This window comes from Metabacillus mesotrionivorans (genome assembly GCF_052171315.1).
Classification (GTDB): Bacteria; Bacillota; Bacilli; order Bacillales; family Bacillaceae; genus Bacillus_P.
On the sequence record NZ_JBQMFF010000004.1, the window covers coordinates 331240 to 345793 of the forward strand.

Consider the following 14554-nt stretch of genomic DNA (forward strand, 5'->3'; position numbering starts at 1 on the left):
GGCGCTTCTTTTGTTTTTCCTATTTGGACCCGGACAAGTTGACTCCCATCACGCCGCCAAGCATGGCGATGGCAAGAAATCCCCCGTGATACATCGTCTGCTCCATCGTAAACGTCTTGCCGTAGCCCAAAAACTGAAAGAAAAAAATGATCAGCGTGTAAAGAAGTGCTGTTGTGCCTCCAACGAGCCATCCCCGTTCTTTGCCTTTTCCACCCGCTATAAATCCCCCTATAAAGACAGCCAGAAATGAAAGGCCTAAAATAACCCACTTAATGGAATCCTCTGTTAATGAAGTAAATTTAAGCAGCAGAGAAAATAATAAGCTTACAGCAAGTGCTGCGATTAAAATACTTGATAAGCCATACATGATGGCTTTTCCCCATCTGCGCGTATTAATTCCAATCTCCCCCTCTGTTCCTTAGCTTGTTTTCGCTCGTCTTACTACCATCCTATTCACATGAAGCAAAAATAGAATCGAAATTGTTCTACATGAAAAAGGTTTATCCGTTCAAAATAAACGTATCGATGCAGCAAGGGGGCAAAAAAAATGGAAGTGCATTTCATAATCATCGGACGCACCATTTTTCTGTACATTCTCATTCTGATTATTTTCAGATTGATGGGCAAACGTGAAATCGGGGAACTCAGCTTATTGGATCTTGTGGTCTTTCTGATGATTGCGGAAATGGCAGTCATGGCGATTGAAAATACGAATGATCCCCTGATTCACACGATTATTCCAATGTTTCTGCTTCTTTTGATCCAGATCAGTCTTGCCTACTTTTCACTGAAGAACCAGAAAGTGCGTGCACTGATAGACGGAAAGCCGACCATCATCATTGACAGAGGGAAAATCAATGAGCGTGCAATGAAAACCCAGCGCTACAATTTTGATGACCTCATGAGTCAGCTTAGAGAAAAGGATGTAAATGACATAAGCGAAGTTGATTTTGCGATTCTCGAACCTTCAGGCAAACTGTCAGTTATTAAAAAAGAAAATGGCAGCGAGCATCAGGAGCTTCAGCTGCCGCTTATTGTGGACGGACTGATTCAGGAGGAAAATTTGTACCGGATCGGGAAAACGAATTTATGGCTGAGACAGCAGCTGAGAAAGCTCGGGTACTTTGATGTGAAGAATATTTCTCTTTGCACACACAACAAACAAACTTTTTTTATAGATTTAATTGATGACAAATAGGCATTATCGCGGCACAAATTTTGAAAGATGACCGCCGATAAACGGAAGTCTGCCGACATCGTCCTTCAATACAAGCCTGAAGGCAGCAAGAAGGATGCAGTATACAGAAAAAGTAAAGCAAACCGAAATCATCAGATTCATGCCCAAACCGAGGGGCAGAACCTTAAAAAAGTAATAGCCTGCAACGCCCGAGAGGATCATCGTTAAAAAGCATTTGAGATATTCACTCACTTTAATTGTCAGGGAAATAACTTTCATCACCGTTGCCAAATGCAGAAGGGTAACAAGCATGATGCCTGCCACAATCGCAAGCGCTGCTCCCATAATACCGAGAGAAGGCCTAGTAGCCAAAAGGAAGATCAGGGCGGTTTTTACTGCCGATCCGACAAAGCTGTTGATCATCGCAGCCTTTGCAAGGTTAAGGGCCTGCAAGACTGCCTGGAGAGGGCCCTGAAAGTAATAAAAGATAAAAAACGGAGCCATGACCTGGACGAAAATCGCGGCATGGCTGCTTCCGTACATAGCTGTCATGAGCGGATCTGCATAGATATACAGAATGACGACGGCAAACCCTCCGGTTACTAAAGAGAGCCTGAAGGCCTGCTGGAGCCTGTGCTGAACAACATGTATTTTCTTTTGCGCCATCGCTTCGCTGATCGCGGGGACTAAAGCCGTTGAGAGAGAATACGTAATAAATGACGGAAGCATCAAAAGGGGCAGGGCATATCCTGTCAGCTCCCCGTACTGCTTTGTTGCCATTGTGGCGGTAAATCCTGCAATGGCAAGGCTCTGAGCCACAACAATCGGCTCGAAAAACCAGGCGATCGAACCAATCATCCGGCTTCCTGTAGTCGGAAGGGCGATGCTCATTAAATTCTGAAAAGTTGTTTTTCCTTCTTTCAGGGAAGTGAAAAACTTGCGGCGTATCCGGAACTTCTTTTTCATTTTAAACATGGAGAACATATATAAGAGGGAGATGAGTTCTCCTGCAACAGCTGATGCCATTGCCCCTGCAGCAGCGTATTCAATTCCGTAAGGCAAAAAGGTTTTTGTGCAGACAGCAATAAGAGAAATTCGCACAACCTGCTCAAGCACTTGTGAAATCGCAGCCGGACGCATATTCTGCTTGCCCTGAAAGTATCCTCTGAGGACGGAAGATACAGCGATGATCGGAACAACCGGCGAGATGGCAAGAAGCGGATAGAGCGTCCTTGGATCTGTCAGGAGCGAGTTTGATAAATACGGGGCGAGCAAAATAATGGCAGGTGTAAATATAAGGCTCAGCGTGCCGGTAACCGCAAGAGATACAATCAGGATTTTTTTAATTTTCCTCTGATTTCCTTCCGCTTCTGCTTCTGCCACAAGCTTTGAGATTGCCACCGGCAGCCCAAACTGAGTTATGGTGATGATCAGCACAAGTGTCGGCATAGCCATCATATAGAGTCCGACGCCTTCTTCTCCGATAAAACGGGCGACTACAATCCGGTTCATAAATCCAAGAACCCTGGTAATCAGGCCGGCGGCTATTAAAATGAGCGTCCCCTGTAAAAATGTTTGCTTTGACATCACGTTCCCCGCCTTCTCAAATAGCATCTAATCATATACAATTAACTATATGCGCTATGATTGGCCAAGCATGACAAGATGTTCGCGCATGGCCGCTGATAAAATCCCGATCACGCATACATAATGAATGGAGGAGCGTGCCATGACCCAAAAGGATGAAATTGAAAAATACCGCCACCATGTGAAACCGGCGCTTGTCAGCAAAGCAGAAGAGTTTAAGATTCTTGACTACGGCGATGTGACAGAGTCAGAGATATGGAATTACCTGAGAAATAAAAAATGGAAAAAGAAGACCGAGCTGATGGTTCACGAAATGGTGGCTGATATTATGGCTGTAAAACCGAGTGAATTCATGACGTTTGCAACAATTGAGTCGTTTAAGTCCGGCAGCTGGTTTGACAGTGAAGAAGGCAGACAAATAGGCACGGCAGATAAGTAATACATATTGAACGGTTTTCTTAAGGAGGATGCAACATGGTTAAAAAGGGACGCATCATTGTTTTTTTCTTACTCGTCCTTTGCGTAGGAAGTTTAATTGGTGCTTTTGGAAACAAGGCTACAGGAAATATACTCCTTGGTCTTGACCTGCAGGGTGGGTTTGAGATTCTGTATGACGTTGAGCCTGCCAATGACGGGGATAAAATTGACAGAAATGCACTCGTCAGCACGGTCAACGCCCTGCAAAAAAGAGCGAATGTCCTTGGTGTAAGCGAGCCGAACATTCAAATTGAAGGCGAGAACCGCATCAGGGTGCAGCTTGCGGGAGTAAAGGATCAGAATCAGGCGAGGGAGATTCTTTCTACACAGGCTGAGCTAACGTTCCGCGATGTCAATGACAAGGTGATGATGAACGGATCAGACCTTGTAGAAGGAGCTTCTAAACAGACATTCGACCCCGAAACACAGGAGCCGATTGTTGCTGTCAAGCTGAAGGATGCAAATAAGTTCAAAAAGGTAACCCAGCAGATTTCTGCCATGGCGCCTGAAAATCAGCTGGTCATCTGGCTTGATTATGCTGAAGGTGATTCCTATAAAGAAGAAGTATCAAAAGAGTCACCGAAATTCATTTCAAATCCAAACGTCAATGAGGTGTTTGACACAACTGACGTAACGATTACCGGTCAATTTACTGTAGAAGAAGCTAAAGATCTTGCCAACCTTCTTAATGCAGGATCACTTCCGGTTAAGCTGGTTGAAACGTACTCAACTTCAGTAGGAGCCCAGTTCGGAGAAGAAGCGCTTCAGACAACGGTTCTTGCAGGTATTATTGGAATCGGGTTCATTTTCCTTTTCATGCTGTATTTCTATCGTTTACCTGGAGTCATCGCAGTTGTAACCCTTACTACATATCTGTACTTTGTCTTGCAGGTATTCGACTGGATGAATGCCGTCTTAACACTGCCGGGTATTGCTGCATTGATTCTCGGGGTGGGTATGGCCGTTGATGCCAATATCATTACCTATGAACGGATTAAAGAAGAAATCAAGCTTGGAAAGTCAATCAGATCAGCTTACAGAGCCGGCAGCAGAAGGTCGTTTGCGACAATCTTTGATGCAAATATCACCACGATGCTTGCAGGCGGAGTGCTGTTCTTCTTTGGGACAAGTGCCGTCAAAGGATTTGCAACGAGTCTTATTCTCAGTATCATAATGAGTTTCCTGACGTCCGTTTTCCTGAGCAGACTGCTGCTCGGCTTATTGGTGGAAAGCAGATGGCTTGATAAGAAGCCTGGATACTTCGGCGTAAACAAAAAAGACATTATTGATTTGAGCAAATCAACAGAAGATGTGGATGCGCCGACTAAATTTGATAAAGTCGACTTTGTTAAGCACCGCAAAAAATTCTTTGCAGCTTCCGGCATTCTGCTGGCAGCGGGACTTGTCCTGCTGGTCATCTTCAAGCTGAATCTCGGCATTGATTTTTCAAGCGGTACCCGTATTGAAATCGGTGCTGATAAGACGCTGACGGCTGAAGAGGTAGAAAAAGACCTTGAGACGCTTGACCTCGAAGCAAAAGATATTGTCCTGGCAGGAGGCCAGAATCAGACGGCGGTTGCGAGGTTCGTAGGCGTGCTCGATAAAGGGGAAATTGCTGAAGTTAAAGACTTCTTTAATGAAAAGTACGGCAAGGAGCCGAGCATCAGCACGGTTTCTCCTGAAGTAGGGGAGGAACTGGCGAGAAACGCGATGTACGGTGTGCTGATCGCCTCTTTGGGAATTATCATTTATGTCTCCCTGAGGTTTGAATACAAAATGGCCGTGGCTGCTGTTCTTGCGCTGCTTTATGATGCCTTCTTTATCATTGCAGTCTTCAGCATCACTCGTCTTGAAGTGGATATTACCTTTATCGCCGCTGTTCTTACAATTGTGGGGTATTCAATCAATGATACAATCGTTACGTTTGACCGGATACGAGAACTTTACAAGAAAACGAAGGTCAAAACATATGATGACCTGAAGAGTATTGTTAACAGAAGCCTTCAGCAGACGTTTACACGATCAGTCAATACGGTCCTGACCGTCGTATTCTGCGTCATTGCGCTTATGGTCTTTGGAAGTGAATCCATCCGGAACTTCTCCATCGCGCTTCTGATCGGCTTAATTTCAGGAACCTATTCTTCCTTGTTCATTGCAGCACAGCTGTGGATGATGTGGAAGTGGAAAGAAATCCAAAAGAAAAGCAAAGCGAAAAATGTGCAGGAACAGGAAGAACCAATTGTTTAACTAGAACCGCGGAATCATTTCCGCGGTTTTTGTGTGCTGCTGTCTCTTCAGAAAAGGCCCCAAATAGCATCAAAGCGGCTCCTGCTCATACACTAATTATGGGGTGATATAAATGCCAAGGGTGAAATATACAAGTGCAGACGTTGATTTAGTGGCGAGAATGATGAGAGCAGAAGCAGAAGGGGAAGGAAAGCAGGGAATGCTTTATGTAGGCAATGTCATTGTTAACCGGGCGGTGGCGGATTGTCTCGATTTTAAAGATGTCAGAACGATCAGGCAGGTCATTTACCAGGTTCAGGGCGGTAATTATTCGTTTGAAGCGGTTCAAAAAGGTAATCTCTTTTACAGCAGAGCAAGATCTTCCGAACAGCAGCTTGCAAGAAGAGCATTGGAATCCTGGAGAGATCATCCGGCTAAATTTGCCCTCTGGTATTTCAATCCATACGCGCCATGCCCTCCGACATGGTACGGCCAGCCACACTCGGGGCAATTTAAAAAGCATTGTTTTTATGAGCCTAAAGCAGGAACATGTGCGAGTGTATACTAAAGGCTGACAGCAGTCACACATGCAGGAGCTGAAAGCTTAAGCAGGCTCCCCCTTTCCCGATGAACACATTCATGCTTTCCATGCCAAAGGACATCATAGTAAAATGGGAAAATGATTCTCTGTGCCCGCATGTTTTGCGGACTGAAACATCCGGGTATAAAAGAGAATCGAAAGAAAGGGGGAGTACAGGATGAAAAGACAATGGAGTTTTCTTTTTGCCATCCTATTTGCACTAATTGTTGCTGTTTTTGCCGTCATCAACGTGGATTCGGTTGAAGTGGATTATCTGTTCGGAGAAGCCAGATGGCCTCTGATTCTGATTATTTTAGGCTCTGTTCTGCTTGGCGGCCTGATGATTGCTTCTGCCGGACTGACCAGAATTTTTTCCCTGCAGCGGAGAGTGAAGGCTCTTGAAAAAGAAAATGCCGAGCTGATGAGTGAAAATGAGAAATTGAAGATGCAAGTTCCAGATGAAACGAAAAGCAGTTCTCATGGCGCAAAACAAATTGGCCAGACATCTGATGAGATGTAGAACTGCCCGGCTGATAAATTACAGTGTAAACGGCAGGCTTGTCCGCTATAATGGCGGATGGGCCTGTTTTTTTGTATGGCACCTGGCATTTATATTCGTTTGTCACCCCATCCCGCCTCTAGTATAATAGGGTGGTTGAGGGGTGATTTTTTTGCTGAAAGCAAAGAACAGATGGGATGTTCACGAACACCATCCCGAAAAAATGAATGAATTGATGAATACTTTGAATCTTACGCCTCTGGTAGCTTCACTTTTGCTTAACCGGGGAATTGAATCGGCTGAAGAGGCCGACCAGTTTCTTCACATAGAAAAGCACGGCTTTCTCGATCCTTTTACACTGCTCGGCATGGATAAAGCTGTGCAGCGTATTCACAGCGCCATTGAGCGCGGGGAAAAAATTCTGATTTTCGGAGATTATGACGCGGACGGCGTAAGCTCGACGGTCGTCATGCTTGAGACGCTTGCTTCACTTGGAGCCAACGCCGATTTTTATATTCCGAACCGGTTCACAGAGGGCTACGGTCCGAATGAACCTGCATTCCGCAAAGCCCGTGAAGATGGCTATGCACTGATTATTACGGTTGATACAGGTATTTCTGCTGTCAACGAAGCGGCTCTTGCAAAAGAGCTTGGAGTCGATCTGATCATTACGGATCATCATGAACCTGGGCCGGTCCTACCGGATGCGTATGCTATCATACATCCGAAGCAGCCCGGCTGCACATATGCATTTAAGGAGCTTGCCGGAGTAGGAGTTGCTTTTAAGCTTGCCCATGCGCTTTCAGGAAGTGTTCCGGAACACCTGCTTGAGATAGCAGCTATCGGCACAATTGCCGACCTGGTGCCTCTTCACGGGGAAAACCGTCTTATTGCACGACTGGGTATTCAGCAGATGAACCGGACAGAACGGACAGGATTAAAAGCACTTCTCAAAGCAGCAGGAGCTGACGGGAAAGAAGTGAATGAGGAGACCATCGGTTTTGCGGTTGGTCCCCGCATCAATGCAGTCGGACGCCTTGAGACAGCGGATCCAGCCGTCCGGCTCCTGATGTCTGCAGACAGTGAGGAAGCGGCAGAGCTTGCCGCCTACATTGATGGCTTAAACAAAGAGAGACAGAAAATTGTTTCTCAGATTACAGATGAGGCGATCGAACAGGTTGAGACCCTGTACCCAACGGATCAGCATTCTGTGCTTGTTCTTGCGAAAGAAGGCTGGAATCCGGGTGTCGTAGGAATTGTAGCCTCAAGAATAGTGGAAAAATACTACAGACCGGTAATTATTCTGAGCATTGATGCTGAAAAAGGAACGGCAAAAGGATCTGCAAGAAGCATTGCAGGTTTCGATCTGTTTGCCAATCTCTCAGAATGCCGTGATATTCTTCCTCACTTTGGAGGTCATCCAATGGCAGCAGGCATGACTCTTGAGCTCCAGCATGTCGATCAGCTGAGAGACAGACTGAATAATCTGGCCTCCGCTTCGCTGAAAGAAGAAGATTTTATTCCGATAAAAACGATTGATGCTGCATGCAGTGTTTCTGACGTTTCTGTGGAGTCGATTGAGAAAATAGCGAAGCTCGCCCCGTTTGGCATGGGAAATCCAAAACCGCTGTTTTTGCTCGAGTCTGTACAAGTGGGGTCAATGAGAAAAATCGGTTCTGACCAGACCCACTTAAAGCTTGCAGTGGAGCAGGATCAAAAACAGCTTGACTGCATTGGATTCGGATTCGGGCATCTGCATGATCACATGGCGCCGCTTGCAAAAGTGTCACTTGTCGGGGAATTGTCCATTAATGAATGGAACAATTTCAGAAAACCGCAGCTCATGATTCAGGATCTCGCGGTAAACGAGTGGCAGCTGTTTGATGCAAGAGGATCGCGCGATCTGAATAAAACGCTTGATAAGATGAAGGATAAAGAAAACGTTTATCTTGTTTTTCAAAAAGAGACACTGACTATGCTTAAGGATTCAGGGCAAAATATCGTCTATCTCGAAGATGAGGGTTCGGCAGAAAAAATGAAAGGCAAGTACATCACCTTTGTTGATACCCCGACATCCATCGAAAGTCTTGACGCACTGTTTGAAAACGTGCTTCCTGAACGCATCTATGCGGTTTTTCATCAGCATACCGATCATTTTTTCGCCACCATTCCGACAAGAGACCACTTTAAATGGTACTATGGCTTCCTGAAGCAAAAAGAAACATTTGACTTAAAAAAGCACGCAGAAGCCCTTGCACGCCACAAAGGATGGTCAAGTGAAACAATCAATTTCATGTCACAGGTGTTTTTTGACTTAGAATTTGCTACAATAGACAATGGCATTATTTCTGTCAATCATCAGCCGCCTAAAAGAGACCTCTCCGAATCTTCTTCGTATTCTGCCAAACTCCGCCAGCTGGAGCTTGAGAATACGCTGCTGTATTCGTCGTACCAGGACTTAAAGAAGTGGTTTGATGATCGGATGAAACAATCGAAGGCGCTTGTCAATGCATGAGGAGGACAAACTTAATATGGATTTAAAGAAATACGTGACAGTTGTTCCGGATTACCCGAAGCCGGGAATCCAGTTTAAAGATATTACAACGTTGATGGACAACGGTGATGCATACCGCTATGCAACAGATCAAATTGTTGACTATGCACGCAAACAAAACGTTGATATAATTGTAGGACCGGAAGCACGCGGATTTATTATCGGATGTCCGGTTGCTTATTCCCTTGGAGTAGGTTTTGCACCAGTCCGCAAAGAAGGAAAGCTTCCGCGCGAAGTAGTCCGTGTTGAATACGGACTTGAGTACGGAAAAGACGTACTGACTATGCACAAGGATGCAATCAAGCCGGGTCAGCGCGTTCTGATCACAGATGATCTGCTTGCTACAGGCGGCACCATCGAAGCTACGATTCAATTGGTTGAGGAGCTTGGCGGAGTTGTTGCAGGGATTGCGTTCCTGATTGAGCTCAGCTATCTTGACGGTCGCAGCAAGCTTGATAAATACGATATCTTAACTTTAATGACGTTTTAATCACATAGAAAAAAGCACTCGGGAATGGGTGCTTTTTCTCTTATTTAACTGCAGGCAAAGTACCGGCCGAAAGCTTGGCACAGAAAAGACGGTCTAACTCTTTACATCTTCTGTGTTTTTCATGATAATAGGTACAATAAAGTTCTCATTGTAAAGGTGATTCCATGGCTAATGAACAAGTACTGACTGCCGAGCAGGTCATAGAAAAGGCAAAGCGCTATTTAACCGGAGAAGACCTCGTCTTTATCCAGAAAGCCTATGATTATGCAGAAGAGGCGCATCGTGAACAATACCGGAAATCGGGTGAACCATATATTATTCATCCAATACAGGTCGCAGGGATACTTGTTGATCTGGACATGGATCCGTCAACAATTGCGGGTGGGTTTTTACATGATGTCGTAGAAGATACAGATGTAACACTTGATGACTTGAAACAAACATTTAATGATGAAGTCGCCATGCTCGTGGATGGGGTGACAAAGCTCGGGAAAATTAAATATAAATCACACGAAGAACAGCAGGCTGAAAATCATCGTAAAATGTTTGTCGCAATGGCACAGGACATTCGTGTGATCTTGATTAAACTCGCCGACCGCCTCCACAACATGCGCACACTGAAGCATCTGCCGCAGGAAAAGCAGCGCAGGATCTCAAATGAAACGCTGGAAATCTTTGCACCGCTCGCTCATCGTCTGGGGATTTCAAAAATTAAGTGGGAGCTTGAAGACACGGCTCTCCGCTACTTGAATCCGCAGCAGTACTACAGAATTGTCAATCTGATGAAGAAAAAGCGTGCAGAGCGCGAGGCCTACTTGGACGAAGTCATTGATGAAGTGAAAAATCGCGTTGGGGAAGTCAACATTAAGGCGGATTTTTCAGGACGTCCAAAACATATTTACAGCATATACCGGAAAATGGCCCTGCAGAATAAGCAGTTTAATGAAATTTATGACTTATTAGCCGTCAGAATTATTGTAAACAGCATAAAAGACTGCTACGCCGTACTCGGAATTATTCATACGTGCTGGAAACCTATGCCTGGGAGATTTAAAGATTATATTGCCATGCCGAAGGCGAATATGTACCAGTCCCTTCATACAACCGTCATCGGTCCTAAAGGAGATCCGCTTGAAGTGCAGATCCGCACGAAGGATATGCACACGATTGCAGAATACGGGATTGCTGCACACTGGGCGTATAAAGAAGGCAAAGAGACAGAAGAGCAGTCAACACTTGAGCAGAAACTAACCTGGTTCCGTGAAATTCTGGAGTTCCAGGATGATACGACGAATGCCGAAGAGTTTATGGAATCCCTCAAAATTGATCTGTTCTCTGACATGGTGTTCATTTTCACGCCAAAAGGCGACGTCATTGAAATGCCTTCAGGCTCAGTGCCGATTGATTTTGCCTATCGTATTCACTCAGAAATAGGCAATAAAACAATCGGGGCAAAAGTGAACGGAAAGATTGTGACCCTTGATTATAAACTCAAAACAGGCGATATTATAGAAATTATGACGTCCAAGCATTCTTATGGCCCAAGCCAGGACTGGCTCAAGCTTGCCCAGACGTCACAGGCTAAAAACAAAATCCGCCAGTTTTTCAAAAAGCAGCGCCGCGAGGAAAACGTTGAAAAGGGAAAAGAAATGGTTGAAAAAGAGATTAAAAATCTCGACTTCGAACTGAAGGACATCCTGACAACGGAGAATCTGAAGCGCGTTTCTGAGAAATTCAATTTCTCAAATGACGAAGATATGTATGCTGCTGTCGGGTACAACGGCATTACTGCAGCCCAGGTTGCCAACAGACTGACGGAAAAGCTCCGTAAAAAGCGGGATATGGAACAGGAAAAAGATATTTCGGAAGTCATTTCAGAAGTTCGTCCGTACCCGTCCAAAAAACGGGACAGCGGAGTAAGGGTGAAAGGAATCGATAACCTTCTGATCAGGCTGTCGAAGTGCTGCAATCCAGTTCCCGGTGACGAAATTGTCGGCTTTATCACGAAGGGCCGGGGAGTTTCCGTTCACAGAGATGATTGTCCGAATGTACACACGGACGAGGCACAGGCCCGTTTAATTCCGGTCGAATGGGAAACGCAGCTTGATGCACGAAAAGAGTACAACGTGGAAATTGAAATTCTCGGGTATGACAGAAGAGGCCTTTTGAACGAGGTGCTTCAGGCTGTCAACGAGACGAAGACAAACATTTCATCTGTTGCTGGGAAATCCGACCGCAACAAAGTGGCGACAATCAATATGGCGATTGCCATCTCCAATATCAGCCACCTTCATAAAGTGGTTGAGAGAATCAAGCAGATCTCAGATATCTATTCTGTAAGAAGAATCATGAACTAGAAAGGGTTCGTTCGGTTTGAAAATTGTTTTACAGCGCGCTAAAGATGCAGAAGTGAAAGTCAAAAATGACACAGTTGGAAAAATTGGACAGGGGTTCATGCTTCTGGTCGGCGTCACGCATGATGATGATGAGCAGGATGCAGATTACCTTGCAGAAAAAGTGGCCAATCTCAGAGTGTTTGAAGATGACGATGATAAGATGAATCTTTCCCTGCTGGACGTTGGCGGCGAGGTCCTGTCGATTTCTCAGTTCACGCTTTACGGTGACTGCAGAAAAGGGAGAAGGCCGAACTTTATGGCTGCAGCAAAACCCGATCACGCACAGCCGCTCTATGATTATTTCAACCAGAAGCTGCGTGATAAGGGCATCAGCGTTCAAACCGGAGAGTTTGGCGCCATGATGGACGTGACATTTACAAACGTCGGTCCGGTTACGCTGATATTAGAATCAAAAAGCTGAATGCCGGGGGAGACCCGGCATTTTTTTTGCTTATAAAAGCCAAAACACCACCCAGGCGTCCTGGATGGTGTTTTGCTGTTATTTGAAGTACTGGGCCAATCCGTAATAGATGCCCTGTGCAACCCGTTCCTGGTAGGAGCCTGAGCTGACGGTGAGTTCTTCAGCGCTGTTGCTCACATAGCCAAGTTCAAGCAGGACTGCCGGCTGTCTGTTTTCACGGATGACGTGATAGTCTCCGAATTTGGTGCCGCGGTCTTTAAGCCTAGCCTGCTTCAGCAGTTCATCATGAACGGGAGAGGCAAGGGGCTTGTCTTTTGATGAGCTGTAATAATAAGTTGTCATTCCGTGTACGCTCCGGTTTTCGATGCTGTCAAAGTGAAGGCTGATAAATGCATCTGCATCCCGGTAGTGAGCGGTGCTGACCCGAGAGCTGAGGCTGATGTAGCTGTCGCTGCTGCGTGTCAGATGAACATCGGCACCTGATGCTTTCAGTTTGTCGTACACAAGTTTTGCAGTAGACATGGTCAAATCTTTCTCAAGGGTACCCCTCGTTCCGATGGCCCCGCCATCACGTCCGCCGTGACCAGGGTCAAGAACGACCGTTTTGTTTTTCAAATAAGACGTCACATCTCCGCCGGGCCTTGATACGGAGCTGCCTGATGAAGACACAACCCAGCCTGCTACATATCCTGTTGTGCTGCCGGAAAGCTGGATTTTATACCAGTCTCCAACTTTACTGACAACAGAAAATTGCTCGCCTGCATTGGCCCGTCTAACAATCTTTTCATTTGTGGACGGTCCTTTGCGGATATTCGTGCCGTTTTGCAGAATGCTGACTTTTGATGTGCCGCTTTTGTTCTCTTCTGTTTTTCCCTTTGATGAAAGGGAAACATAGGAACTTGAAACCCATCCTTTTTTGCTGCCTGAATACTGAATATGAAGCCAGCTGTTTGCTGATTCAAGAATGGTGACCTGTGTGTTTTTGGCAACAGACCCGATGACTTTTCCGTTCAGGCTGCCGCTGCTTCTGACATTCAGGGAGCTTGCCGTGACTTTTCCTGTCTGTCCGGTTTTTTGTGTCTGTTTTTCGGTTTCAGTTGAAATGAAATCGCTATGTACCCATCCTCTTTGGCCGTTATAACGGATCTCCAGCCACTCGCCATCGGTTCCCGTAATCGAAACAGAAGCATGTTTCTTCAGGCTTCCAATGGTTGAAGCCGAGGTGGATGGCTTATTCCGCACATTCAGTGAGGTTGCCTTTACCTTTCCTGTTTTCGTACCGGATGAAGATGGGGGAGCTGTCTGTGTTTTCTTGCTGATGGTGACAAACTGGCTTGAAACCCAGCCTCGCTGACCACCAAAGGAAATTTCGACCCAATTGGCGTTTTGCTGCACGAATGATGCTTTTTTTCCTTTGTCGAAGGTGCCGGTCACTTGAAAGCTTGTTCCGGGACCGCTTCTGATTCTGAGATCCTCAGCATTCGACATGACCGTGCCGTCTGAATTGCTTTCTTTTGAAGCTGCGGATTTATTTTGAAGGGTAACAAGCCAAGAGGCAACCCATCCTTTGTTTCCGCCTGATAATTGCAGTTCATACCAGCCTTTGCTCTCGTCCGTAATGCTGTAGACAGCCCCTTTTTTTACACTTGCGATGACCGGATAGCTTAAACCCGGACCGTTTCGGATATTAAGGCCGTCCGCTGCGATTACAGCTTTTTGCGTTTCAGCTGACGCAGTTCCCGGCATCATTTGCAGCTGGCTTAAAAGCAGCAGTGCACAAATGACGGGATATAGAATTTTTCGAAACAATGACCGGTCCTCCTTTTTTTGATTAACCTTTTAAAGATTCTTTTATTATATCGGATATCCCTTGTGACATTTGATATATTTTTTCGCTAAACAGGAAAGACTAGAGAAAAGACAGTTGCTGTAAAGGAGAAAAAAATGAGGCACAGTGATAAAAGCGAAGGATCGCATTATAATAATCATGATATATTCGGAGTGAATTCACGGGAACTGACGAAGGATCAGCATTCTAACCTGTATGAACTCGCTGGAGAGTACGGTCTGAACGCAAAAGAAGCAAAGAAATTGAAAAAACGGGTAAATCGCTCTTGACACAAGTTGCGGAACATTCGTATGATAGT

Annotated in this window: 13 protein-coding genes; 10 read left to right on the forward strand and 3 right to left on the reverse strand. The window is 45.5% G+C overall.

The genetic code is table 11. The features are described from left to right. Nucleotides 1-19 precede the first annotated feature (19 nt). Nucleotides 20-367: a TIGR04086 family membrane protein gene (locus ACTSEZ_RS13880; RefSeq protein WP_369734752.1), complete on the reverse strand. Its 348-nt coding sequence runs from the start codon at nt 365-367 to the stop codon at nt 20-22. Nucleotides 368-547: 180 nt separating this feature from the next. Here ACTSEZ_RS13880 and ACTSEZ_RS13885 point away from each other — a divergent pair, with 180 nt between their 5' ends. Further along, nucleotides 548-1198, forward strand: a complete 651-nt coding sequence (locus ACTSEZ_RS13885; protein ID WP_369734753.1) for a DUF421 domain-containing protein — start codon at nt 548-550, stop codon at nt 1196-1198. A 3-nt stretch (nt 1199-1201) separates the two neighbouring features. Here the strand turns inward: ACTSEZ_RS13885 and spoVB are convergent, their stop codons facing one another. Continuing rightward, on the reverse strand, nt 1202-2764 hold the full coding sequence (gene spoVB / locus ACTSEZ_RS13890; RefSeq protein ID WP_369734755.1) for a stage V sporulation protein B: 1563 nt from the start codon (nt 2762-2764) through the stop codon (nt 1202-1204). 142 nt (nt 2765-2906) lie between these two features. On the opposite strand from spoVB, the gene ACTSEZ_RS13895 reads away from it, so the two are divergent. The 8 genes from ACTSEZ_RS13895 (at nt 2907) to dtd (ending at nt 12407) form a co-directional block, all read left to right on the forward strand. Beyond that, nucleotides 2907-3203, forward strand: a complete 297-nt coding sequence (locus tag ACTSEZ_RS13895) for a post-transcriptional regulator (protein ID WP_369734756.1) — start codon at nt 2907-2909, stop codon at nt 3201-3203. Nucleotides 3204-3238: 35 nt separating this feature from the next. Then, a complete protein-coding gene (gene secDF, locus ACTSEZ_RS13900) occupies nt 3239-5488 on the forward strand; it encodes a protein translocase subunit SecDF (protein ID WP_369734757.1) in 2250 nt (749 codons plus the stop codon). Between the two features lie 112 nt (nt 5489-5600). Continuing rightward, the gene (locus ACTSEZ_RS13905; protein WP_369734759.1) at nt 5601-6035 is read left to right on the forward strand and encodes a cell wall hydrolase; all 435 of its coding nucleotides are present in this window, start codon (nt 5601-5603) and stop codon (nt 6033-6035) included. A gap of 190 nt (nt 6036-6225) precedes the next feature. Then, the gene (locus ACTSEZ_RS13910; protein WP_369734761.1) at nt 6226-6567 is read left to right on the forward strand and encodes a LapA family protein; all 342 of its coding nucleotides are present in this window, start codon (nt 6226-6228) and stop codon (nt 6565-6567) included. Between the two features lie 151 nt (nt 6568-6718). Then, nucleotides 6719-9061 (forward strand): single-stranded-DNA-specific exonuclease RecJ, encoded by a 2343-nt coding sequence (recJ, locus tag ACTSEZ_RS13915; RefSeq protein WP_369734762.1) that lies wholly within the window; start codon nt 6719-6721, stop codon nt 9059-9061. 16 nt (nt 9062-9077) lie between these two features. Beyond that, nucleotides 9078-9590 carry an adenine phosphoribosyltransferase gene (locus tag ACTSEZ_RS13920; RefSeq protein ID WP_029279434.1) on the forward strand — a complete coding sequence of 171 codons (513 nt, stop codon included), beginning with the start codon at nt 9078-9080 and terminating at the stop codon, nt 9588-9590. Between the two features lie 164 nt (nt 9591-9754). Then, nucleotides 9755-11947 (forward strand): RelA/SpoT family protein, encoded by a 2193-nt coding sequence (locus tag ACTSEZ_RS13925; RefSeq protein WP_369734764.1) that lies wholly within the window; start codon nt 9755-9757, stop codon nt 11945-11947. A gap of 16 nt (nt 11948-11963) precedes the next feature. Then, complete coding sequence (gene dtd, locus ACTSEZ_RS13930; RefSeq protein ID WP_369734765.1) at nt 11964-12407, forward strand: D-aminoacyl-tRNA deacylase; 444 nt, start codon at nt 11964-11966, stop codon at nt 12405-12407. 78 nt (nt 12408-12485) lie between these two features. On the opposite strand, the gene ACTSEZ_RS13935 is transcribed toward dtd, so the two are convergent. Beyond that, nucleotides 12486-14216: an N-acetylmuramoyl-L-alanine amidase family protein gene (locus tag ACTSEZ_RS13935; protein ID WP_369734767.1), complete on the reverse strand. Its 1731-nt coding sequence runs from the start codon at nt 14214-14216 to the stop codon at nt 12486-12488. A 135-nt stretch (nt 14217-14351) separates the two neighbouring features. On the opposite strand from ACTSEZ_RS13935, the gene ACTSEZ_RS13940 reads away from it, so the two are divergent. Continuing rightward, entirely contained in the window at nt 14352-14525 is a 174-nt protein-coding gene (locus ACTSEZ_RS13940) for a hypothetical protein (protein ID WP_369734768.1), read from the forward strand. Nucleotides 14526-14554 lie beyond the last annotated feature (29 nt).

Bases quoted from the DNA above. Each gene is read 5' to 3' on its own strand.
- ACTSEZ_RS13880 (WP_369734752.1), bottom strand. From the start codon at position 367: ATGTATGGCTTATCAAGTATTTTAATCGCAGCACTTGCTGTAAGCTTA.
- ACTSEZ_RS13885 (WP_369734753.1), top strand. From the start codon at position 548: ATGGAAGTGCATTTCATAATCATCGGACGCACCATTTTTCTGTACATT.
- spoVB (WP_369734755.1), bottom strand. From the start codon at position 2,764: ATGTCAAAGCAAACATTTTTACAGGGGACGCTCATTTTAATAGCCGCC.
- ACTSEZ_RS13895 (WP_369734756.1), top strand. From the start codon at position 2,907: ATGACCCAAAAGGATGAAATTGAAAAATACCGCCACCATGTGAAACCG.
- secDF (WP_369734757.1), top strand. From the start codon at position 3,239: ATGGTTAAAAAGGGACGCATCATTGTTTTTTTCTTACTCGTCCTTTGC.
- ACTSEZ_RS13905 (WP_369734759.1), top strand. From the start codon at position 5,601: ATGCCAAGGGTGAAATATACAAGTGCAGACGTTGATTTAGTGGCGAGA.
- ACTSEZ_RS13910 (WP_369734761.1), top strand. From the start codon at position 6,226: ATGAAAAGACAATGGAGTTTTCTTTTTGCCATCCTATTTGCACTAATT.
- ACTSEZ_RS13920 (WP_029279434.1), top strand. From the start codon at position 9,078: ATGGATTTAAAGAAATACGTGACAGTTGTTCCGGATTACCCGAAGCCG.
- ACTSEZ_RS13925 (WP_369734764.1), top strand. From the start codon at position 9,755: ATGGCTAATGAACAAGTACTGACTGCCGAGCAGGTCATAGAAAAGGCA.
- ACTSEZ_RS13940 (WP_369734768.1), top strand. From the start codon at position 14,352: ATGAGGCACAGTGATAAAAGCGAAGGATCGCATTATAATAATCATGAT.